This window comes from Pseudomonas sp. B2M1-30, assembly GCF_025447575.1.
Lineage (GTDB): Bacteria > Pseudomonadota > Gammaproteobacteria > Pseudomonadales > Pseudomonadaceae > Aquipseudomonas > Aquipseudomonas botevensis.
Map to the genome: position 1 here is coordinate 259,289 of NZ_JAOEJT010000006.1, position 19,773 is coordinate 279,061.

The window sequence follows — 19,773 nt, forward strand, 5'->3', positions numbered from 1 at the left end:
GTAATCGGTGGGAGCGGGCTTGCCGGCTCCCACAATGGAAAAAGCCCGCGTTGCCTGAACAGGCAGCGCGGGCTTTTTCGTTTTCGGGGTCACGCCCCGGCGGGAATCACTTCCAGCACCCGAATCTGCTGCGGCGTCGGGTAGTGCCAGCGCACGTCCAGATCCCAGAACTGCGCGCCGTACTCGCGCTCCGGCGCAGGCGTCTGATACGCCGGGCGCGGGTCCTGGGCCAGGCATTGCTCGATCAGCTCAACCAACGGTTCGCCAAGGCGTTGCCCGTGCCCGTGGGCCTGTTGCAGGGCTGCGTCCGTCCACTGCACGTCGATCAGGACCGGCGCGGCGCTGGCGATGCTGTTGGAGGCTTCGCCGATGATGTCGGCGTAGGGCACGTAGGGTTTGATGTCGAGAATCGGTGTGCCATCCAGCAGGTCGATGCCGGAGATGAACAGGCGATGGGCCTCGACCTTGTCCAGTTTCACCACCGACTGGCCGATGCCGTTCGGGCGATGGGTGGCGCGGGTGGCGAACACCCCCATGGACTTGTTGCCGCCCAGCCGTGGTGGACGCACTTTCAGCCGTGGCTTGTCTTCCAGGGCCTGATGGAACAGGAACAGCAGCCAGACATGGCTGACCTGCTCCAGCCCCTGCACGGCGTCACCCTGATCGAACGGCGCCACCAGTTCCAGCACGCCACGGGCAGCGGGCGCCAGCTGCGGTTGGCGCGGGATGGCGAATTTCTCCTTGAAGCAGGAGCGCACGAAGCCGATGGGGGAGACGCTGTAAGTCATGATCTGCAATCGAAGCGGGAGCGGGCGGGCATGATAACCCGGCCGGCTTCAAGTCTGCTGGTGACTGAGCAAACGCCTGCGCGGGCTTGCCCGCGAAGGCCGTGCCGCCAGTCTACAGACTGAACCCGCCATCCAGCGGAATGATGTTGCCGGTCATGTATGCGCCCGCCGTGCTCGCCAGGCTGATGGCCAGCGCCGCCATCTCTTCTTCGCGTCCCCAGCGCTTCATCGGGATCAGCGCGGTGTCTTCGGCCAGTGCCTGCTGGTCGTTGCCGATATGCTGGGTCATCTTGCTCGGAAATCGTCCTGGCGCGATCACGTTGACGTTGATGTGCTGGCTCACCAGTTCCCGGGCGAGAATCCGCGACAGTTGATGCAGCGCCGCTTTGCTCGGCCCGTAGGCGTAAGCCTGTTCGCCAAAAGACGAAATCCCGGCCACCGAGCCGATGTTGATGATCCGCGCCGGGTTGGTCGCCGAACCGGACTTGCGCAGCAGTGGCAGGAGTTGCTGGATGCAACTGAACACCGAGGTCACGTTGAGCTGCATGACTTTCTCCCAGCCCTTGACCGGGTAGCTTTCCAGCGGTGCGCCCCAGGTGGTGCCGGCGTTGTTGACCAGAATGTCCAGATGGCTGATCTGCTCGCCAAGCCGTGTGGCCAGTTGCTGCACGCCTTCCTCAGTGGCGAGGTTGGCCGCGACCCCGTGGCAGATACCCACGGCCCCGAGTTCTTCGGCGGTCTGGTGACAGGCTTCGGCGTCGCGAGAGCAGACATAGACCTTCGCACCGGCCTCGACAAAGGCCTTGGCGATCATCTTGCCGATGCCACGGGTGCCGCCGGTCACCAGGGCGGTGCGGCCTTGCAGGGAAAAGTACGGGTGCATGGCGAATCCTGAAGATGAGGGTTCAGTACACCCTAGTCGTCAGCCGCGAAAAGCGGAGCCACTATTTTCGAAAGGAATGGACGGTCATGCGCAGCGGCGGCGAATGAGTCACCGCCGCTGACCGGGATCAGCCGCGAACGCGCAGGGTCAGCCCCTTGAGGAAATTGCGCAGCAACTGGTCGCCGCATTCGCGGTAGTTGTTATGGCCGACCTTGCGGAACAGCGCGCTCAGCTCGGGCTTGGACACCGGGAAGTCGGCGGCCTTGAGGATTGCATGCAGGTCGTCTTCCTTCAGTTCGAAGGCGACCCGCAGTTTTTTCATGATGATGTTGTTGGTCACCGGCACTTCGATCGGCAGCGGCGGACGGCTTTCGTCCTTGCCGCGCTTGAAGATCACCAGGCCGTCGAGGAAATGCGCCATGACCTCGTCCGGGCAGCGCACGAAACCTTCGTCCTCCTGTTCTTTCTTGTCGAGCCAGGCGATTACGTCAGCGAGGGTCACGTCCATGCCGCCGAGCTTGATGATCTCGACGACTTTCTTGTCGCTGATGTCGAGCATGTAGCGCACGCTGCGCAGTACGTCGTTGTGAACCATGTGTGCAATCCTGATCGTTTCGCTGTGGGCACCGCACGGGCGATGCCGGAATGTGGGGGCGGCCTCAGAACTTCTCTTTGCCGGACAGATAGCGCCACTGGCCCACCGGCACCTTGCCGATCGACACGCCGCCGATGCGGATACGGCGGATGCCGACAACCTTCAGGCCGACCGCCTCGCAGAACTGGGCGATTACGCCTGGCGGCGGGTTTTTCAGGGCGAAGCGCAGGCGGTTTTCGTTCTGCCAGCTGGCCTTGACCGGCGGCAGCTCCTTGCCCTTGTAGCTGAGGCCGTGTTGCAGACGGTTGAGGCCGTGGTCGATGATTTCGCCTGCGACTTCGACGACGTATTCCTGTTCGATTTTTGCGGCGTCGGCGGTGAGTTTGCGCAACACCTTCCAATCCTGGGTGAACACCAGCAGGCCGCTGGCGCCGGGCTGCAGGTCGGCGCTGGCGGTCAGGCGCAGGAAGTGGCCGCGCAACGGGCGTTTGCCGAAGCGGTGTTCTTCGCTGAGGCTGTCGGCGCCGAGCGACTGCATGGCGCTGTCGGCGTCGAGGCCGGCCGGGATGTTGAGCAGCAGCGTTACCGGCTCTGGCGCGGTAGCCTTGGCGTCCTTGTCGAGCTCGACTTTCTGGTCGGCGACCTTGAACTGCGGCTCGTCGATGACTTCACCGTCCACGGTGACCCAGCCGCCCTCGATGAACAGCTCGGCCTCGCGGCGGGAGCAGCCCACCAGTTCGATGAGGCGTTTGGAGAGGCGAATCGGGTCAGTCATGACAGGGCCGTAACAAAAAAGGGGCGTGCATTGTACCTGCCCGGGGCCGGTTAAGCCCGGTCCGATTTGGATTTGTCGGGCCGGGCGTTCTGGATTGAGTCAGGCGTTGCGTGCCAATGGCTGGTTTTGCCGCAGGCGCATGTGCAGCAGCGGATACGGCTGGCCCATGCCGTCGACCTCCGAACGGCCGATCACTTCGAAGCCTTGTTTGAAGTAGAAGCCCAGGGCCTGCGGGTTCTGTTCGTTGACGTCCAGTTCATCGGCGTTCAGGTGTTCCATGGCGTAGCGCAACAATTGTTTGCCCAGGCCCTGGCCGCGATGTTCCGGATCGATGAACAGCATTTCGATCTTGCCCGCCGCCACCCCGGCGAACCCGGTGATGCGCTGGCGCCTGTCCCGGGTGCAGATGAGCATGACCGCGTCGAGGTAGCGGGTCAGCACCAGGTTCTTCAGCAATTCGATATAGGCGTCTGGCAGAAAGTCATGGGTGGCACGAACCGAGGCCTCCCAGACCCGGGTCAGTTCCTGATAGTCGCTCAGTTTCGGTGTGTGGATGACCGAATGGTGACGCATCTCCGTTTGCCTCCTCATCAATGAATCAACAAACGATAGACCTAAAAAAGCCCCGCATCTTGTCGAGAGAGCGGGGCATTCGGGTTTGTTGCGGTGACCGGCGGGGGATGGGCGTCGGGAGTGAGATTTTTCCCCCTCACCCCAGCCCTCTCCCCCAGAGGGGACGAGGGGGGAAGGGAGCCAGTCTGCATGCTTTCAAGGCCTGAGCACGGCTCGATGTTTCAGGTCGGCGTAGCTCGACGGAACAACCCGGTCAGCCCCCTCTCCCTCCGGGAGAGGGGTTTTTGATCTGCTTTCAGATCTGCTCGGCCCACAGGTCGTATTCGTCAGCGTCAGTCACCTTGCACCAGACCTTGTCGCCCGGCTTGAGGTTGCTGCCGTTGTCGATGAACACGTTGCCGTCGATTTCCGGAGCGTCGAAGAAGCAGCGTCCGACTGCGCCTTGTTCGTCGACTTCGTCCACCAGCACTTCGATTTCACGGCCGATGCGCATTTGCAGGCGTGCCGAGCTGATTGCCTGCTGGTGCGCCATGAAGCGCTCCCAGCGATCCTGCTTGACGTCGTCCGGCACGATCTCCAGATCCAGATCATTGGCCGGTGCGCCTTCGACCGGCGAGTACTGGAAGCAGCCGACGCGGTCGAGCTGGGCTTCGGTCAGCCAGTCCAGCAGGTACTGGAAGTCTTCTTCGGTTTCGCCGGGGAAGCCGACGATAAAGGTCGAACGGATGATCAGGTCCGGGCAGATTTCACGCCAGTTCTTGATCCGCGCCAAGGTCTTGTCTTCGAACGCCGGGCGTTTCATCGACTTGAGGACCTTCGGGCTGGCGTGCTGGAAGGGGATGTCCAGGTACGGCAGGATCTTGCCGGCGGCCATCAGCGGGATCAGCTCGTCGACATGCGGGTAAGGGTAGACGTAGTGCAGACGGACCCACACGCCCAGGGTGCTCAGGGCTTCGCAGAGTTCGGTCATGCGGGTTTTCACCGGCGCGCCGTTCCAGAAACCGGTGCGGTATTTCACGTCGACGCCGTAGGCGCTGGTGTCCTGGGAGATCACCAGCAGCTCCTTGACGCCGGATTTGACCAGACGCTGGGCTTCGTCGAGGACGTCGCCGACCGGACGGCTGACCAGTTTGCCGCGCATCGACGGGATGATGCAGAAGCTGCAGCTATGGTTGCAGCCTTCGGAAATCTTCAGGTACGCGTAGTGGCGCGGAGTCAGCTTGATGCCTTGTGGCGGCACCAGATCGATCAGCGGGTTGTGATCCTGCTTCGGCGGCACGACTTCGTGAACCGCGCTGACCACTTGCTCGTACTGCTGCGGACCGGTAACGGCCAGCACGCTCGGATGCACGTCGCGGATGTTGCCTTCTTCCACGCCCATGCAGCCGGTGACGATGACCTTGCCGTTTTCCTTGATCGCTTCGCCGATCACTTCCAGCGATTCGGCCTTGGCCGAGTCGATGAAACCGCAGGTGTTGACCACCACGACATCGGCGTCCTGATAGGTGGACACCACGTCATAGCCTTCCATGCGCAGCTGGGTCAGGATGCGCTCGGAGTCGACCAGTGCTTTCGGGCAACCCAGGGATACGAAGCCAACCTTGGGATTGGCCGGCGCAGGAGTGGTGGACATGTCTAACCTCGGTGTTTTGTGACGTCGCTTGCCTGGTTCGGAAGCCGACGGACGGGCGCTTGAACTGCGCCTCTGGTCAAAAAGTGCGCAATTCTAGCGATGAGCAGCGCACTTGACCAGCTTTATGGAGGGAAATGCGACGAGTGCTGCGCTATGCTTCGCGCCGTTACGCTTTACCTTTTTTTTACAGTCAACAAAACGACTGTAACAGCAGGTAAAACAGCGCATGCTGCACCACAAAGCATAGTGCTTCATTCAAAGAAGCCGGTTCGAGAATCAGGAGTGTTGGATGGGTCAGGCAAGTAGTCACGCGGCAGGCGCCGAGGGTTCGGCCAGCAGGCCGCTGAGCATGCTGGTCGCGGCGGTCGGGGTAGTTTACGGCGACATCGGCACGAGCCCGTTGTACACCCTCAAAGAAGTGTTTTCCGGCGCTTATGGCGTGCCCGTTAATCACGACGGAGTGCTGGGCATTCTGTCGCTGATCTTCTGGTCGCTGATCTGGGTCGTTTCGATCAAATACATGATGTTCGTCCTGCGCGCCGACAACCAGGGCGAGGGCGGGATCATGGCACTCACCGCGCTGGCGCGGCGCGCGGCCGGTGGACGGGCGAAGTTGCGCACGCTGCTGGTGGTCTGCGGGCTGATCGGTGCGGCGCTGTTCTACGGCGACAGCATGATTACCCCGGCGATTTCCGTGCTCTCGGCGATTGAAGGCCTGGGCCTGGCGTTCGACGGCATCGACCACTGGGTGGTGCCGCTGTCGCTGGTGGTGCTGGTGGCGCTGTTTTTGATCCAGAAGCACGGCACGGCGCGGATCGGCATTCTGTTCGGCCCGATCATGGTCACCTGGTTCCTGGTGCTCGGTGCCCTCGGGGCGTATGGCATCAGCCATTACCCGGAAGTGCTGCATGCGCTGAACCCGATGTGGGCGGTGCGCTTCTTCATGGTGCATGCCGGCATGGGCGTGGCAATCCTCGGCGCCGTGGTGCTGGCCCTGACCGGTGCCGAAGCGCTGTACGCCGACATGGGCCACTTCGGCCGAAAACCGATTGCCCGCGCGTGGTTCATCCTGGTGTTGCCGGCGCTGGTGCTGAACTACTTCGGTCAAGGCGCGCTGCTGCTGGAGAACCCGGATGCCGCGCGCAACCCGTTCTACCTGCTGGCGCCAAGCTGGGCGCTGATCCCGCTGGTGGGCCTGTCGACCCTGGCGACGGTGATTGCCTCGCAAGCGGTGATTTCCGGTGCGTTCTCCCTGACCCGTCAGGCGATCCAGCTCGGTTACATTCCGCGCATGTACATCCAGCACACCTCCAGCGATGAGCAGGGCCAGATCTACATCGGCGCCGTGAACTGGTCGCTGATGGTCGGCGTGGTGCTGCTGGTGCTCGGTTTCGAGTCCTCCGGCGCCCTGGCCTCGGCCTACGGCGTGGCGGTGACCGGCACCATGCTGATGACCACCATTCTGGTGTCGGCGGTGATGCTGCTGCTGTGGAAATGGCCGCCAATCCTGGCCGTGCCGGTGCTGCTCGGTTTCCTGCTGGTGGACGGTCTGTACTTCGCCGCCAACGTGCCGAAGATCGTGCAGGGCGGTGCGTTCCCGGTGATCGCCGGTATTGCACTGTTCGTGCTGATGACCACCTGGAAACGCGGCAAGCAACTGCTGGTCGAGCGTCTGGCGGAGGGCGCCTTGCCGCTGCCGATCTTCATCAGCAGCATCCGTGTGCAGCCGCCGCATCGAGTGCAGGGCACCGCCGTGTTCCTCACCGCGCGCTCAGACGCCGTGCCCCACGCGCTGTTGCACAACCTGCTGCACAACCAGGTCTTGCATGAGCAAGTGGTGTTGCTGACTGTGGTCTACGAAGACATCCCGCGTGTGCCGCCATCCCGTCGCTTCGAAGTCGAGGCCCACGGTGAAGGCTTCTTCCGGGTGATCCTGCACTTCGGTTTCACTGACGAGCCGGACGTGCCGCAGGCGCTGAAGCTGTGCCATCTGGACGACCTGGACTTCAGCCCGATGCGCACCACCTACTTCCTCAGCCGCGAGACGGTGATCGCCTCGAAACTCGAAGGCATGGCGCGTTGGCGCGAAGCGTTGTTCGCGTTCATGTTGAAGAATGCCAACGGTAATCTTCGGTTCTTCAATCTGCCGCTGAACCGGGTGATCGAGTTGGGGACGCAGGTGGAGATGTAGGCCCCGCCTCAATTGAAAAAGCCTCCGTCAGCCTTGTGGCTGGCGGGGGCTTTTTTCTGGCTGTGCATAAACCTCAAAACCACCGCGAATCCCCTGTGGGAGCGAGCTTGCTCGCGAAGGCGTAGTGTCAGTCGATGAATCCGTCAATTGACCCGCTGCTTTCGCGAGCAAGCTCGCTCCCACAGGGATTGGTACAGTTTTTGAAAAATGTAAAAAGCCCCCGCAACTGCGAAGTTGCGGGGGCTTTTGGGTACTGCGCTTCAGATCACTCTTCCGCCACCTGCGCCGTGTTCTGACGCTTCTCGATCAAGTCCACCAAGCGCTTCGCCAGCGCCGGGTAGTTCTCGTCGAAGTGGTGGCCGCCGGGCAGTTTCACCGCTTCGCCCACCGCCGTTTTGTCGGTGCAGCCGCTTTCGTCGGTTTCTTCTTCGCCGTAGATGCACACCACTTTGGCCGGTGGCAGTTTGGCCATTTCCGGGCCGGTGGCGGCTTCTTTGCCGGCGTTGCCGAGCCAGCCTTCGACTTCGATTTCGAAGCTGCCGGTGCGGGCGAAGGCCAGCAGGATGATTGCGTCGACGCGCTGCTGCTCGGTGTCTGGCAGACGGTTGTAGATCGCCGGCAGGACATCCGCGCCGAACGAGTAACCGGTGAGGATGAAGCGCTTGGTGCCCCATTTCTGCCGGTAGTGCTGCATCAGTTCGGTCAGGTCCAGCGCGCTCTGTTCCGGGCTCTTGTGCTGCCAGTAGTAACGCAGGGTGTCGATGCCGACCACCGGGTAGCCGATCTTGGCCATTTCGCCGGCCACGTCGCGGTCGAGGTCGCGCCAGCCGCCATCTCCGGAGAGGAACAGGGTCACGGTGTCCTTGGCCTGGCCGGCCGGGACTTCCACCACCGGGATTTGCAGACCGCCGTTGGCCTTGTCACCGCCGACGAGGATCTTGCGCAGTTCGTTGTTCAGCACTTGCGGCAGATTGATGTCGTAGTCGCTGATGCTGGTTTCGGCGTTCGGTTGGTCGCGCACGAAACCGGCGCTGGTGTCGTCCGGGTTGTCGTTCCACGCCACCAGCCAGTGACCGTGGGCGGCGGATTTGGGCAGCAGGTGAGTGCAGCCGGCCTTTTCCAGCGCCAGGTCCACAGAGACGGCCTGAGCCTTGTCGTCCTTCTGCTCCGATAACCAGCGCCAGGCCAGCACGGCGCCGGGGCCGATGCCGCTGACCAGAGTGGCCGGGCCGTTCAGCTCGCGCAGGCCGGTTTGCAGGGCGCGGCTTTGCAGCAGGCAGTCCTTGGGCAGAATCACCTGGACGATCTGCGCCGAGGCGCTGCGGCTCAGGGTGCTCAGTTGCTTGTCGCTGAGTTTCTGGTCGTCATTGACCGCTACCAGCACCTGGGCCTTGGGCTTGGTGCCGGGGATGACCCGGGTCATGGCCGGGCCATCGGTCGGGGTCAGTTGTTCGAGGGTCGGTTCCGGTGCCGGGCGTTTGAGATACCAGAAACCGCCGCCGGCAATCGCGGCCAGCACGATCAGTGCGGCCAGGATGTACTTCAGGGAGCGTTGAATCATCAGCGTTTCACCAATCCAGTCAAGCCGCCCGCGATCAGGGCAGCAGTGTCGGCCAGCGCCACCAGCGGATCGAGTCCGGCGGGGACGGCCATATAACGGGGTTCCCAGTCAGGCTGGAACTTGTCTTTGAAGCGGCGCAAGCCTTGGAAGTTGTACAGCTGCTCACCACGGCGGAAAACCATCGAGCCCAGACGCTGGGTCAGCGGTGCTCCGCGCCGGGGTTGCAACCCCGACAACGGCACCATGCCCAGGCTGAAGCGCGCGTATCCGTGACTCTTATAGTGTTGAATCAGGCCGACCATCAGGAATTCCATGGTCAGCTTGGGGGCGTCCGGGTGCGAGCGCATCAGGTCGAGGCTGGCCAGGTCATGGCTGTAGGTCTCGAGCAGGTTGGCGAACGCCACCGGGCGGCCTTCGAAGCGAATCACCGCGATGCGGAAATGCTTCAGGTAATCGTCGCTGAAACGACCGAGGGAGAAACCTTTCTCGCGCACGTTCTTGCCGGTCAGCCACAGGTCGGAAATCACCTTGAGTTCATCCATCGGCGCCTGACCCGGCTCATGGATTTCCAGCGACAGGCCGTCGCGGGTGCCACGGTTCCAGGTGTAGCGCAGATCCTTCATCTCCTTGCCCTTGGCTTCCAGGTCGAAGCGCTGCAGATCGACCCGGGCTTCTTCGCCGAGTTTGATCGCGGTCAGGCCGATGTCCATGTAGTACGGCAGGTTCTCGGCGCGCACTTGGTAGAACACGGGGCGGGTGTGATGAACGTCGCACAGGTCGCGGAACTGCCAGATCATTTCCGCGCGCTGCTGGCCGGGGCCGATCGGGTCGTACAGCGCTACCAGGCTGCGGCCACGGCGGGCGTACATCAGGAAGGCTTCGTCATTGGGATGAAACAGCAGGGCTTTGTCACCGGTCAGGGACAGCCCGCCGTCCGGTTGCGAGGACGCCATCAGAATCTTCGAGGCGCGCTCCAGCTCATCCGGGGTCGGCAGATGAATCACCGGGCGCGCGGTGCGCAGCAGCCAGGTCAGGGCGATCACCAGCAACAGGACGGCAGCGCCAAGCAATGAGCGCAGGCCACGCGGGGCATCCGCATCGAGGGTGAACTGCCACCACAGTTGATGGCTGTAAGGGACGTCCTGATAGGCGAACAGCAGCAGCCAGGTCGACGCGCCGAGCACGCAGAGGCTGGCGACCAGATACAGCGGCGAGAACGGCAGCTCGGTCAGGCGGCTCGGGCGATAGAACGAGCGACGGAACACCCCCAACAGCGCGGCGGTGAGGGTCATCAGGGTGGCTTCTTCCCAGTCGAAACCCTTGAGCAGCGAGAGCAGGGCGCCCACCAGCAGCAGAATGGTGGTCAGCATCCAGGCCGCCGACAACCGGCGACGCAGGCCCTGGGCAAGCATCAGGCACAGCACGCCGATCAGGCTGGCGCCAAAGTGCGAGGCGTCGACCAGACGATGGGGAATGAGGAAGCCGATGTGTTCCAGACGGGTGTCGATTTCTGGCGTCGCCCCGGAAAACAGCAGCACCACGCCGGAGAGGAACACCAGGACCGCGAGGATCGGCGCCGCCAGACCGGAGGCCGCGCGCATCGTCTGCGATTGAAACAGGCGTTGGCCTTCATTGATCAGCAGCAGCACGCAGGCCACCAGCATCGGCAGCACCACGTAGATCAGCCGATACAGCAACAGGGCGGCAGCCAGTGGCGCGGCGCCGAGTTTGTCGGCGAACGCGGCCAGCAGAATCGCTTCGAACACCCCGACGCCGCCCGGTACATGGCTGAGCACGCCAGCGGCGAGGGCCAGCAGGTACACCAGCAGGAACGCGCCAAACGGCGGCGCCTCCGGCAGCAGCAGATACAGCACGGTAGCGGCCGCAGCCACGTCGAGGGCGGTGATGACCAGTTGCAGGAAGGTCAGGCGTCGACCCGGCAGGCGCAATGTACGACGGCCGACCCGGACCAGCAGGTTGTCGCGGTAAGGCTGTTCCGGCAGACGCCGGCGATAGATGCCGATGGCCAGCACTGCGCCGAGCAGCAGCACCACGCCGGCAATGCTGCCAAGCAGCGTCTCGGACAGACCGAGGGCCTGGGAGGCGGAGGGCAGGTCGCTAAGCGTCGCGAGGGCCGCCAGCGGTGGCAGGGCGCAGCCCAGCGACAGGCTGGCGAACAGGGTCATGTGCGCGACTTCCGACGCCCCCAGACCATATCGTGCATATAAACGGTAGCGCACCGAGCCGCCGGACAGCAGCGACAGGCCAATGGCGTTGCCGATGGCGAATGCCGTGAAGCCGCCGAGGGCGAGGGTGCGTGGCGCCAGTGTCACGCCGGCATAGCGACTGGCGGACCATTCGTAGCCCAGCAGAATAATGAAGCCGACGGCGGTCGCGGCAAAAGCGCCGAGCAGCGATGCTTTCGGCACATCGAGGATCGAGTCGTGCAGCGCATCGAGATCGAGTTCACTGAGCAGGTGGCGACAGGCAATCAACGCGATGGCGAACAGCAGCAACGTGACGGCCAGCCCGATCGGTTGCCGGTATTTGCTGACTCGATCCAGCAAGCGCAAACGCTCGGCTTTGATCGGTGGGTTCGCTGTGAGGGTGTCTTGTGGATCAGACGAGTTGGCGCGCATCAATCACCTCTTGGATCGTGCGCGACAGGATGGAGGTATCGAGCCAAGTTACCAATCCCTGTAGGAAAAAATAATCACAAAATACTACGCCTCTCAACCGGCATCGGCGAGGGCAGTTCCTGACTTGCAGACCTCTTGCCTGCGACTCAAGCATAGTCGCAACCCGGCAGGTCTGAAGTTTCTGAACGATTGGCTGCAGCGTGACAGATCATTGTTGCGAAAGGACTTTTTCCACGGACACAAAAAAGGCCACTCTTTCGAGTAGCCTTTTCTGATGTTTGGTTGCGGGAGCCGGATTTGAACCGACGACCTTCGGGTTATGAGCCCGACGAGCTACCAGGCTGCTCCATCCCGCGTCTGTGAGGCGGCATTCTACAGGCGAACGGCGGGGTGTCAACCGATAATCCCGATAAGGGTCAAATAAGTGTGCAATCGCGGCAAACGGTCGCAGCGAACACCTTAAGTTTCGGAATTGAAACGAATTCCCGTTTGGCTCGAGGCTTTGCGTTTTCACCCTGAAAAACAGACGCGCACAAAAAAGGCCAATCTTTCGATTGGCCTTTTCTGATGTTTGGTTGCGGGAGCCGGATTTGAACCGACGACCTTCGGGTTATGAGCCCGACGAGCTACCAGGCTGCTCCATCCCGCGTCTGATGTGGCGGCATTCTACAGAGGATCCGCGGGGTGTCAACCTTGAATTTGGAAAAAATATGTTCTGGCTCAATTGGTTAGCGGTTTTGGATACGGCCGGGGAAGGCCGCAGGGCAGGTAGGACAAGGGTTTCAGGTCTATCGGTTAGCAAATTTCGATTGAGAAAATAAATTCAATCGCCTTTTCCTACACTCTGAAAAGAACATTCAGACTACTGGTGCTATATACAGGTGTCAGTGAGATACTGCCGATCCGGCTTGCCACGTTTCCTTTTCTGCCATGACCCAGCGAAAAATCATCCACGTCGACTGTGACTGTTTCTACGCCGCCATCGAGATGCGGGACAACCCGAGCCTGGCCGGCAAGCCGCTGGCGGTGGGCGGATCGGCAGACCGGCGTGGGGTGATCGCGACCTGCAACTACGAAGCCCGGGCTTATGGCGTGCGCTCGGCGATGTCATCGGGGCATGCACTGAAGCTGTGCCCGGACCTGACCATCGTCAAGCCGAGAATGGACGCCTATCGGGCGGCGTCGAAGGAGATTCACACGATCTTCAGCGACTACACCGACCTGATCGAGCCGTTGTCGCTGGATGAAGCCTACCTCGACGTTTCCGACAGCGCGCATTTCGGCGGGAGCGCCACACGGATTGCTCAGGACATCCGCCGGCGGGTGTCCAATCAGTTGCACATCACCGTGTCTGCCGGGGTGGCGCCGAACAAGTTCCTGGCAAAAATCGCCAGCGACTGGCGCAAACCCAACGGCCTGTTCGTGATCACCCCGGATCAGGTGGAGGATTTCGTCAGCGGCTTGCCGGTGAGCAAGTTGCACGGAGTCGGCAAGGTCACCGCCGACAAACTCGGCAAGCTCGGCATCAGCGACTGTCTGCAATTGCGCGAGTGGGACAAGTTGGCGCTGGTGCGCGAATTCGGCAGTTTCGGCGAGCGATTGTGGAGTCTGGCCCGTGGGATCGACGAGCGGTTGGTGCATAACGACAGCCGCCGTCAGTCAATCAGTGTCGAAAACACCTACGACGTCGATCTGCCGGATCTGCGCAGTTGCCTGGACAAGCTCCCGGAGTTGCTGGAAACCCTGAAGACCCGCATGGAGCGGATCGACAGCAGCTACCGGCCGGGCAAACCGTTCGTCAAAGTGAAGTTCCATGACTTTACCCAGACCACTCTGGAGCAGGCCGGGGCAGGGCGTGACCTGGGCAGTTATCAGTTGATGCTGACGCAGGCGTTCAATCGCGGGGGTAAACCGGTGCGGTTGCTGGGGGTGGGGGTGCGGCTGGAGGACTTGCGGGGCGGGTTCGAGCAGATGGAGTTGTTTGAGCGGTAGTGGTATTGGCTGAAATCAGCTTTGAAACCAAGAGTGCTTTCGCGAGCAAGCCCGCTCCCACGGTTGACCGCATTCCATCTGCTGGAACTCGGTCGACGTGGGAGCGGGCTTGCTCACGAAGCTTTCCGGCTTTTAGTTTGGCCCCGGATCGGCAACCAGACGGCCGGCATCCTTGGTCAGCGACTTGAGAAACTCGGCCTGCAATTCAGGATCGTTGCGGGTCAGTTCGATCAGGCTTTGCTCCAGCTCGCTGGCTTCTTCTTCCAGGCCCAGCTCCGACAGACGCTTGACCCGGTGCACCCACTGGCTCACTTCGTCGTCTTCCAGATCGTCGTAGATCAGGCCGTGGGCTTCCAGCAGCTTGCCGCGCAAGTGGTTGCTGATCGCCAGGGACGAGTCACTGTGTACGTCGTCCTTGGCGTCCTCGACGCTGATCTGCAATTTGCCCAGATGATTGAGGTCATGTTCGGCGAACGGGCTGTCCAGCAGGTTCAGGCGCAGCACACCGTTACGGTCGGTGGTCATGTCGAAGGTCTGCTTGCCGGCCTTGACCTGCACCGGGCGCTCGCTCCACGGCAGGCTCGAGTATTCCGTGCGCTTGTCACGCTGGACTTCGTCGATACCGGCCAGGTTCTGTTGCGCGCGACCGTTGGACTGCACGTTCATGAACGGGTTGAGCCCGGCGAAACCGTAGCTGAACCAGTCCCTGGTCATGCTGTCCGGCAGATTGCCGAGTGCGAACACGTTGATCACGTTGGCGCCAATGCCACCCACCACGGCCACCGCGCCGAGCGGAATCTCATAGATCTCCCGCCAGGGTTGGTAGGGCGTGTAGCGGTCGTAACGCCGGGTGACCTCGAACTCGGTGACTTCAAAAGTCTTCTGCTCGTGGATCTTCACCCGCCGTTGCGGCAGTTCCAGCACCTTGGGCTCGCCGACATCGATCTGCAGGCTGTGGTCGAGCAGTTTGCGCTCGACCCGTTCCTCGTGCTCGCTGCGTTGTGACATGTGATTGGCACAGCCGCTGACCAGCAGGGTGCCGCACAGGGCGGCACCACCGAGGCCTATGGTGTTTCGCTTGAACATGACGTCTCTATCTGGTTTCAGCGGCGGATACGGGCCTGAAGGAAGGACAGCACGTCAGCGACCGGCAGCGCTTGCGCCTCGGCCTCGGAGCGGCTCTTGTATTCCAGGTTGCCTTCGGCGAGGCCACGGTCGCTGACCACGATCCGGTGTGGAATGCCGATCAGTTCCATGTCCGCGAACTTGATGCCCGGGCTGGTTTTCTTGTCGCGATCGTCCAGCAGCACTTCGAAGCCGGCGGCGGTCAGTTCCGCGTACAGCTTGTCGGTGGCTTCGCGTACCAGATCGGTTTCATAACGCAGCGGCACCAGAGCAATCTGGAACGGCGCCAGGGTGTCGCTCCAGATGATGCCTTTTTCGTCGTTGTTCTGCTCGATGGCCGCCGCAACCACGCGGGACACGCCAATGCCGTAGCAGCCCATTTCCAGGGTCACAGGCTTGCCGTTTTCGCCCAGCACTTCGCACTTCATCGCCTTGCTGTACTTGTTGCCCAGCTGGAAGATGTGCCCGACTTCGATGCCGCGCTTGATTTCCAGGGTGCCCTTGCCGTCCGGGCTCGGGTCGCCGGCCACGACGTTACGCAGGTCGGCCACGGTCGGAACCGGCAGGTCGCGCTCCCAGTTCACGCCGAAGTAGTGCTTGTCGTCGATGTTCGCACCGATGCCGAAATCGCTCATCAGTTCGACCGAACGGTCGATGATGATCGGCAGTGGCAGGTTCAGCGGGCCGAGGGAACCGGCGCCGGCGCCGATGGCATCACGCAGTTCGGCATCGCTGGCCATGACCAGCGGGCTGGCGACGCCAGGCTGGTTGGCGGCCTTGATTTCGTTGAGTTCGTGGTCGCCACGGATGATCAGGGCAATCAGCTTGCCTTTCTCTTCGGCGTGGACGATCAGGGTCTTGATGGTCTTTTCAATCGGCAGATTGAATTTTTCCACCAGGGCCGCGATGGTCTTGGTATCTGGCGTATCGACCAGACGCAGCTCTTCGGCGGGTGCGGCGCGCGACGTTTCGCGCGGCACGGCTTCGGCCTTCTCGATGTTCGCCGCGTAGTCGGAGCCGTTGCTGAAGACGATGTCGTCTTCGCCGGACTCGGCCAGTACGTGGAACTCGTGGGAGCCGGCGCCGCCGATCGAGCCGTTGTCGGCTTCAACCGGACGGAATTTCAGGCCCAGACGGGTGAACACGTTGCAGTACGCTTCGTGCATGCGGTCATAGGTGACCTGCAGCGACGCCTGATCGGCGTGGAACGAGTAGGCGTCCTTCATGATGAATTCGCGGCCGCGCATCAAACCGAAGCGTGGACGGATTTCGTCACGGAATTTGGTCTGGATCTGGTACAGGTTGATCGGCAGCTGCTTGTAGCTGCTCAACTCGTTGCGCATCAGATCGGTGATCACTTCTTCGTGGGTCGGGCCTGCGCAGAAGTCGCGACCGTGACGGTCTTTGATGCGCAGCAGCTCAGGGCCGTATTCTTCCCAGCGTCCCGATTCCTGCCACAACTCGGCCGGTTGGGTACTCGGCATCAACACTTCCAGAGAGCCGGCGGCGTTCATTTCTTCACGAACGATGGCTTCCACCTTGCGCATTACCCGCAAGCCCATCGGCAGCCAGGTGTACAGGCCCGAAGCGAGTTTGCGGATCATGCCGGCGCGCAGCATCAGCTGATGGCTGATCACGACCGCGTCGGAAGGCGTTTCTTTCTGTGTGGCGAGCAAAAATTGACTGGTGCGCATGGTTGGCCGTTGTCGGTTGCTGAGACTGGAAATGACGGAGCAGTGTACCGGCGAGATCCGCTGACGTACAGAAGGGCGGCCGGCGGTTGGGCAGGACGGCGGGATTCCTCCCGCCATCTGCGAAATGTCTTACGACTCTTCCGCGACCGAGGTCGGCACCGGCTCGGGCGTCGGTGTCGGGCCTTCGCGGCGGCTTTCCTGGAACCAGTGCAGGGCGATCAGCACCAGGGTCGGCACGCCGAGCAGCGCAGTGATCAGGAAGAAATTGTGATAGCCGAATTTTTCCACCATCACCCCGGAGTACCCGCCGATCAGACGCGGCAGCAGGAGCATGATCGAGCTGAGCAAGGCGTATTGGGTGGCGGAGAACTTCAGGTTGGTCAGGCTCGAGAGGTAAGCCACGAATGCCGACGTCGCCATGCCGGAGCTGAAGTTGTCCAGGGAGATGGTCACGATCAGCATCTGCAGGTTCGGACCCATGTCGGCGAGCATCAGGAACAGCAGGTTGGTGCCGGCCGACGCCGCGCCGCCGATGAACAGGATCGGCAGGATCCCGAAACGCACGATCAACAGGCCACCCATGCCGGCACCGACGAGGGTCATGATCAGGCCGAAAATCTTGCTGACTCCGGCGATCTGGTCCTTGGTGAAGCCCTGGTCGATATAGAACACGTTGGCCATCACGCCCATCACCGTATCCGACATCCGATAGGTGGCGATCAGCCCGAGCAGCAGCAGCGCCTGCCAGCGGTAGCGCAGGATAAAGTCGTTGACCGGGGTCAGCACCGGCGCCAGGCCGCGACGGCCCATGCCCGACAGGCACAGGAAAGTCAGCAGGGTGTAGAGAATGGCGCGCAGGAACGCGCGGTCTTCCAGCAGCAGGTCGAGAGGGCTCATGCTGCCGAACAGCACGCTGGCGAAGTCGGTGTTGTACAGCTGGGTGAACATCGCCGGCACGGACACCAGCAGGATAATCAGCACAAACACCGACATCAGTTGATGCATGAAGGTGTAGCGGCCGGCCTGCAACTGCGTGCGCAGCGGCACGGGCGGTTCGCGCATCAGCAGGGTGGTGAGCAGGGCGGGCACCATCAGCACGCCGAACAGCACGTAGGTGCCGGTCCATGCGGAATGCTGATAGTTGAAACCGGTCGAACCGAAGCCTTCGGCGAAGAACAGCGCACCGGCCGTCGCCAGCAGGGCGGCCACGCGATAGCCGGACATGTAGCTGGCGGCGAGGGCGGCCTGGCGACTGTCGTCGGCGATTTCCAGGCGATAGGCGTCGACGGCGATGTCTTGGGTGGCGGAGGCGAAGGCCACGACCACGGCGATGGCGATCAACCAGGACAGGTGTTTCTGCGGGTCGCAAAAGCCCATGCCGATCAGGCCGAGGATCACCAGCGTCTGCGCCAGTACCAGCCACGAGCGGCGTCGACCGAGCTTGCCCAGCAGTGGCAGGCGCCATTGGTCGAGCAGCGGCGACCAGACCCATTTGAAGGCATAGGCCAGACCGATCAGGCTGGCATAGCCGATCGTCTCGCGGGCCACACCGGCTTCACGCAGCCAGACCGAAAGCGTTGAAAACACCAGCATGTACGGCAGGCCGGCGGCGAAACCCAGCAACAACAGCACGAGCGTCGAAGGACTGGCATAGGCGGCGAGCGCGGCGCGCCAGGTTTTACGGGGCATGGGCTGAAGTCTGCCTCAAGATTGCGAAAACAAAGCGCGCACTCTAACCGCTGTGCTCTACCGGACGCCAGCCATGGCGCCGAATATCCACACGATTGTTCAGGATGGTGATGCCCTCCATACGCAAACGTGCCCGCTGTTCATCCCCCGAGGGACTGCCCACCGGCAGGCTGATCCGCCCGCCGGCACCCAGCACCCGATGCCATGGCAGTCGGGTGTCGCCGGGCAATTGGCTCAAGGTACGGCCGACCCAGCGGGCGGCGCGCCCCAACCCGGCGAGTTCGGCCAACTGACCATAGCTGACGACCTTGCCTTCCGGCACCTGCGCGAGGGTCGAGTAGAGTGCCGTGCGTCGGATTTGCGCATCGTCTTCGCAGGCAGGGATCGGTTCTGTCACGTACGCGGTTCCTGAACGGTTCTCGGGAAAGTCCCATGGATGCCTTCAAGCGTAATCCTTGCTCGGGCAGATGAGAAATGAACTCAATAGAAATAGTCGGGTCAGTCCTTGTCAGGGTCTTATTCCTACGGATAATGCCGACTTTTTTTCGCAAACTTGAGCTCTCGATTCGCTTATGTTGTCCAGAACCTTGCTGTGCCTTGCTGTTTTCAGTGCGTCCACGCCCCTGCTTGCCGATACCGTCTGGTTGAAGAACGGTGACAAGCTGAGCGGCACTATCACCGTGTTCGATGGCGGCAAGCTGTTGATTCAGACCAAGTACGCCGGTGCGGTCACGATTGACTGGAAAGAGGTCAAGACGCTGGACAGTGATCAGCACTTGCTGGTCAAGCAAGATGCCTACACGGGTGAGGTGTCCAAGTCGCTGACCGCGGCCGAGGACGGCAAGGTCACCCTGGCCAACGGTGACGCGCCGAAAACCGTGGAGCTGGCGAGCATTCAGCAGATTCTCAAGCCCAAGCCGGTGGTCGAGGATCTGGTATGGAAGGGCAATGTTGACCTGGCGCTGGATTATCAGCGCGCCGAAAAAGACACCGACGATTACGACATCGGCTTCAAGACGTCCGCGCGCCATGGCCGCTGGCGCCACACCGCCGAGGGCGAATACAACCGCGAGGTTCAGGATGACGCGGTGACCACCAATAACTGGCGTGCCGAATACGCGCTCGACCGCTTTCTGACGGACAAATGGTTCTGGCAGGGGCGTTTGAACTACAAGCGCGATTATGTCGAGGAATTGTCTCGCCAGCGCGTGGTGGGTACGGGTCCGGGTTATCAGTTCTGGGATGACGAACTGGGAGCGTTCTCCCTGGGCTCACTGCTTAACCGCACCGACTACGAATACAGCGATGGCGGCAAGGACGACTTCTATTCCGTCGCCATGAAGTGGGACTACAACCGCTACCTGATCGGCAAGAAGGTCGAGTTCTTCACTAATGGTGAACTCGGCAAACCGCTGTCCGGCGTCGCTGATTACGCGCTGGATGCCGAGCTGGGGCTGCGCTACAAGGTGACCGACTGGGCGTCGCTCAACCTCAAGGCCGAGCGCGACATCATCAGCGGCACCAATGATGCGGATCTGAACAAGACCCGCTACACCGCCGGTTTCGGCGTGGCCTGGTAAAAAAGCCAGACAATCGCAGCCACTCTTCGCTCGGGCGAGGTGAGGCTGCGATTTT

At 61.9% G+C, this 19,773-nt stretch carries 15 protein-coding genes and 2 tRNA genes; 3 read left to right on the forward strand and 14 right to left on the reverse strand.

Going from position 1 to position 19,773, the window contains the following annotated elements:
- Positions 1-89: 89 nt before the first annotated feature.
- The 6 genes from tsaA to rimO form a co-directional block, all read right to left on the reverse strand.
- Positions 90-788 (reverse strand): tRNA (N6-threonylcarbamoyladenosine(37)-N6)-methyltransferase TrmO, encoded by a 699-nt coding sequence (gene tsaA, locus N8H74_RS14920; protein WP_217832568.1) that lies wholly within the window; start codon positions 786-788, stop codon positions 90-92.
- A 112-nt stretch (positions 789-900) separates the two neighbouring features.
- Positions 901-1,671, reverse strand: a complete 771-nt coding sequence (locus N8H74_RS14925; RefSeq protein ID WP_262148450.1) for an SDR family oxidoreductase — start codon at positions 1,669-1,671, stop codon at positions 901-903.
- Between the two features lie 127 nt (positions 1,672-1,798).
- A complete protein-coding gene (locus N8H74_RS14930) occupies positions 1,799-2,266 on the reverse strand; it encodes a DUF1456 family protein (RefSeq protein WP_262148452.1) in 468 nt (155 codons plus the stop codon).
- 64 nt (positions 2,267-2,330) lie between these two features.
- On the reverse strand, positions 2,331-3,041 hold the full coding sequence (locus N8H74_RS14935; protein WP_262148454.1) for an rRNA pseudouridine synthase: 711 nt from the start codon (positions 3,039-3,041) through the stop codon (positions 2,331-2,333).
- A 99-nt stretch (positions 3,042-3,140) separates the two neighbouring features.
- Positions 3,141-3,614: a GNAT family N-acetyltransferase gene (locus N8H74_RS14940; protein WP_262148456.1), complete on the reverse strand. Its 474-nt coding sequence runs from the start codon at positions 3,612-3,614 to the stop codon at positions 3,141-3,143.
- A gap of 295 nt (positions 3,615-3,909) precedes the next feature.
- Positions 3,910-5,247 carry a 30S ribosomal protein S12 methylthiotransferase RimO gene (rimO, locus tag N8H74_RS14945; protein ID WP_217832563.1) on the reverse strand — a complete coding sequence of 446 codons (1,338 nt, stop codon included), beginning with the start codon at positions 5,245-5,247 and terminating at the stop codon, positions 3,910-3,912.
- A 289-nt stretch (positions 5,248-5,536) separates the two neighbouring features.
- Between rimO and N8H74_RS14950 the strand changes: the two genes are divergently transcribed.
- Positions 5,537-7,438 carry a potassium transporter Kup gene (locus N8H74_RS14950; RefSeq protein ID WP_262148458.1) on the forward strand — a complete coding sequence of 634 codons (1,902 nt, stop codon included), beginning with the start codon at positions 5,537-5,539 and terminating at the stop codon, positions 7,436-7,438.
- Between the two features lie 265 nt (positions 7,439-7,703).
- Here N8H74_RS14950 and N8H74_RS14955 read toward each other — a convergent pair whose 3' ends face one another.
- The 4 genes from N8H74_RS14955 to N8H74_RS14970 all read right to left on the reverse strand — a co-directional run bounded on the left by N8H74_RS14955 (position 7,704) and on the right by N8H74_RS14970 (position 12,287).
- Entirely contained in the window at positions 7,704-8,999 is a 1,296-nt protein-coding gene (locus N8H74_RS14955) for an AcvB/VirJ family lysyl-phosphatidylglycerol hydrolase (RefSeq protein ID WP_217832561.1), read from the reverse strand.
- Positions 8,999-11,638: a bifunctional lysylphosphatidylglycerol flippase/synthetase MprF gene (gene mprF / locus N8H74_RS14960; protein WP_262148460.1), complete on the reverse strand. Its 2,640-nt coding sequence runs from the start codon at positions 11,636-11,638 to the stop codon at positions 8,999-9,001. The genes N8H74_RS14955 and mprF overlap by 1 nt, the downstream gene beginning before the upstream one ends.
- Before the next feature lie 279 nt (positions 11,639-11,917).
- Positions 11,918-11,994, reverse strand: a tRNA-Met gene (locus N8H74_RS14965).
- 216 nt (positions 11,995-12,210) lie between these two features.
- A tRNA-Met gene (locus tag N8H74_RS14970) sits at positions 12,211-12,287 on the reverse strand.
- 281 nt (positions 12,288-12,568) lie between these two features.
- Between N8H74_RS14970 and dinB the strand changes: the two genes are divergently transcribed.
- Positions 12,569-13,630, forward strand: a complete 1,062-nt coding sequence (gene dinB / locus N8H74_RS14975; RefSeq protein ID WP_217832559.1) for a DNA polymerase IV — start codon at positions 12,569-12,571, stop codon at positions 13,628-13,630.
- A 132-nt stretch (positions 13,631-13,762) separates the two neighbouring features.
- Here dinB and N8H74_RS14980 read toward each other — a convergent pair whose 3' ends face one another.
- The 4 genes from N8H74_RS14980 to N8H74_RS14995 all read right to left on the reverse strand — a co-directional run bounded on the left by N8H74_RS14980 (position 13,763) and on the right by N8H74_RS14995 (position 18,535).
- Positions 13,763-14,716, reverse strand: a complete 954-nt coding sequence (locus N8H74_RS14980; RefSeq protein ID WP_262148463.1) for a hypothetical protein — start codon at positions 14,714-14,716, stop codon at positions 13,763-13,765.
- A gap of 17 nt (positions 14,717-14,733) precedes the next feature.
- Positions 14,734-16,449: a proline--tRNA ligase gene (locus N8H74_RS14985; protein ID WP_217832557.1), complete on the reverse strand. Its 1,716-nt coding sequence runs from the start codon at positions 16,447-16,449 to the stop codon at positions 14,734-14,736.
- Positions 16,450-16,578: 129 nt separating this feature from the next.
- Positions 16,579-18,138 (reverse strand): AmpG family muropeptide MFS transporter, encoded by a 1,560-nt coding sequence (locus tag N8H74_RS14990; RefSeq protein WP_217832556.1) that lies wholly within the window; start codon positions 18,136-18,138, stop codon positions 16,579-16,581.
- Between the two features lie 43 nt (positions 18,139-18,181).
- The gene (locus tag N8H74_RS14995; protein ID WP_217832555.1) at positions 18,182-18,535 is read right to left on the reverse strand and encodes an MGMT family protein; all 354 of its coding nucleotides are present in this window, start codon (positions 18,533-18,535) and stop codon (positions 18,182-18,184) included.
- 175 nt (positions 18,536-18,710) lie between these two features.
- Between N8H74_RS14995 and N8H74_RS15000 the strand changes: the two genes are divergently transcribed.
- Positions 18,711-19,718 (forward strand): DUF481 domain-containing protein, encoded by a 1,008-nt coding sequence (locus N8H74_RS15000; protein WP_262148465.1) that lies wholly within the window; start codon positions 18,711-18,713, stop codon positions 19,716-19,718.
- The last annotated feature ends 55 nt before the right edge of the window (positions 19,719-19,773 follow it).

Coding starts and splice junctions, on each gene's coding strand:
- mprF (WP_262148460.1), bottom strand. CDS start 11,638: ATGCGCGCCAACTCGTCTGATCCACAAGACACCCTCACAGCGAACCCA.
- tsaA (WP_217832568.1), bottom strand. CDS start 788: ATGACTTACAGCGTCTCCCCCATCGGCTTCGTGCGCTCCTGCTTCAAG.
- N8H74_RS14990 (WP_217832556.1), bottom strand. CDS start 18,138: ATGCCCCGTAAAACCTGGCGCGCCGCGCTCGCCGCCTATGCCAGTCCT.
- N8H74_RS15000 (WP_262148465.1), top strand. CDS start 18,711: ATGTTGTCCAGAACCTTGCTGTGCCTTGCTGTTTTCAGTGCGTCCACG.
- N8H74_RS14985 (WP_217832557.1), bottom strand. CDS start 16,449: ATGCGCACCAGTCAATTTTTGCTCGCCACACAGAAAGAAACGCCTTCC.
- rimO (WP_217832563.1), bottom strand. CDS start 5,247: ATGTCCACCACTCCTGCGCCGGCCAATCCCAAGGTTGGCTTCGTATCC.
- N8H74_RS14935 (WP_262148454.1), bottom strand. CDS start 3,041: ATGACTGACCCGATTCGCCTCTCCAAACGCCTCATCGAACTGGTGGGC.
- N8H74_RS14980 (WP_262148463.1), bottom strand. CDS start 14,716: ATGTTCAAGCGAAACACCATAGGCCTCGGTGGTGCCGCCCTGTGCGGC.
- N8H74_RS14955 (WP_217832561.1), bottom strand. CDS start 8,999: ATGATTCAACGCTCCCTGAAGTACATCCTGGCCGCACTGATCGTGCTG.
- N8H74_RS14950 (WP_262148458.1), top strand. CDS start 5,537: ATGGGTCAGGCAAGTAGTCACGCGGCAGGCGCCGAGGGTTCGGCCAGC.
- N8H74_RS14940 (WP_262148456.1), bottom strand. CDS start 3,614: ATGCGTCACCATTCGGTCATCCACACACCGAAACTGAGCGACTATCAG.
- N8H74_RS14930 (WP_262148452.1), bottom strand. CDS start 2,266: ATGGTTCACAACGACGTACTGCGCAGCGTGCGCTACATGCTCGACATC.
- dinB (WP_217832559.1), top strand. CDS start 12,569: ATGACCCAGCGAAAAATCATCCACGTCGACTGTGACTGTTTCTACGCC.
- N8H74_RS14925 (WP_262148450.1), bottom strand. CDS start 1,671: ATGCACCCGTACTTTTCCCTGCAAGGCCGCACCGCCCTGGTGACCGGC.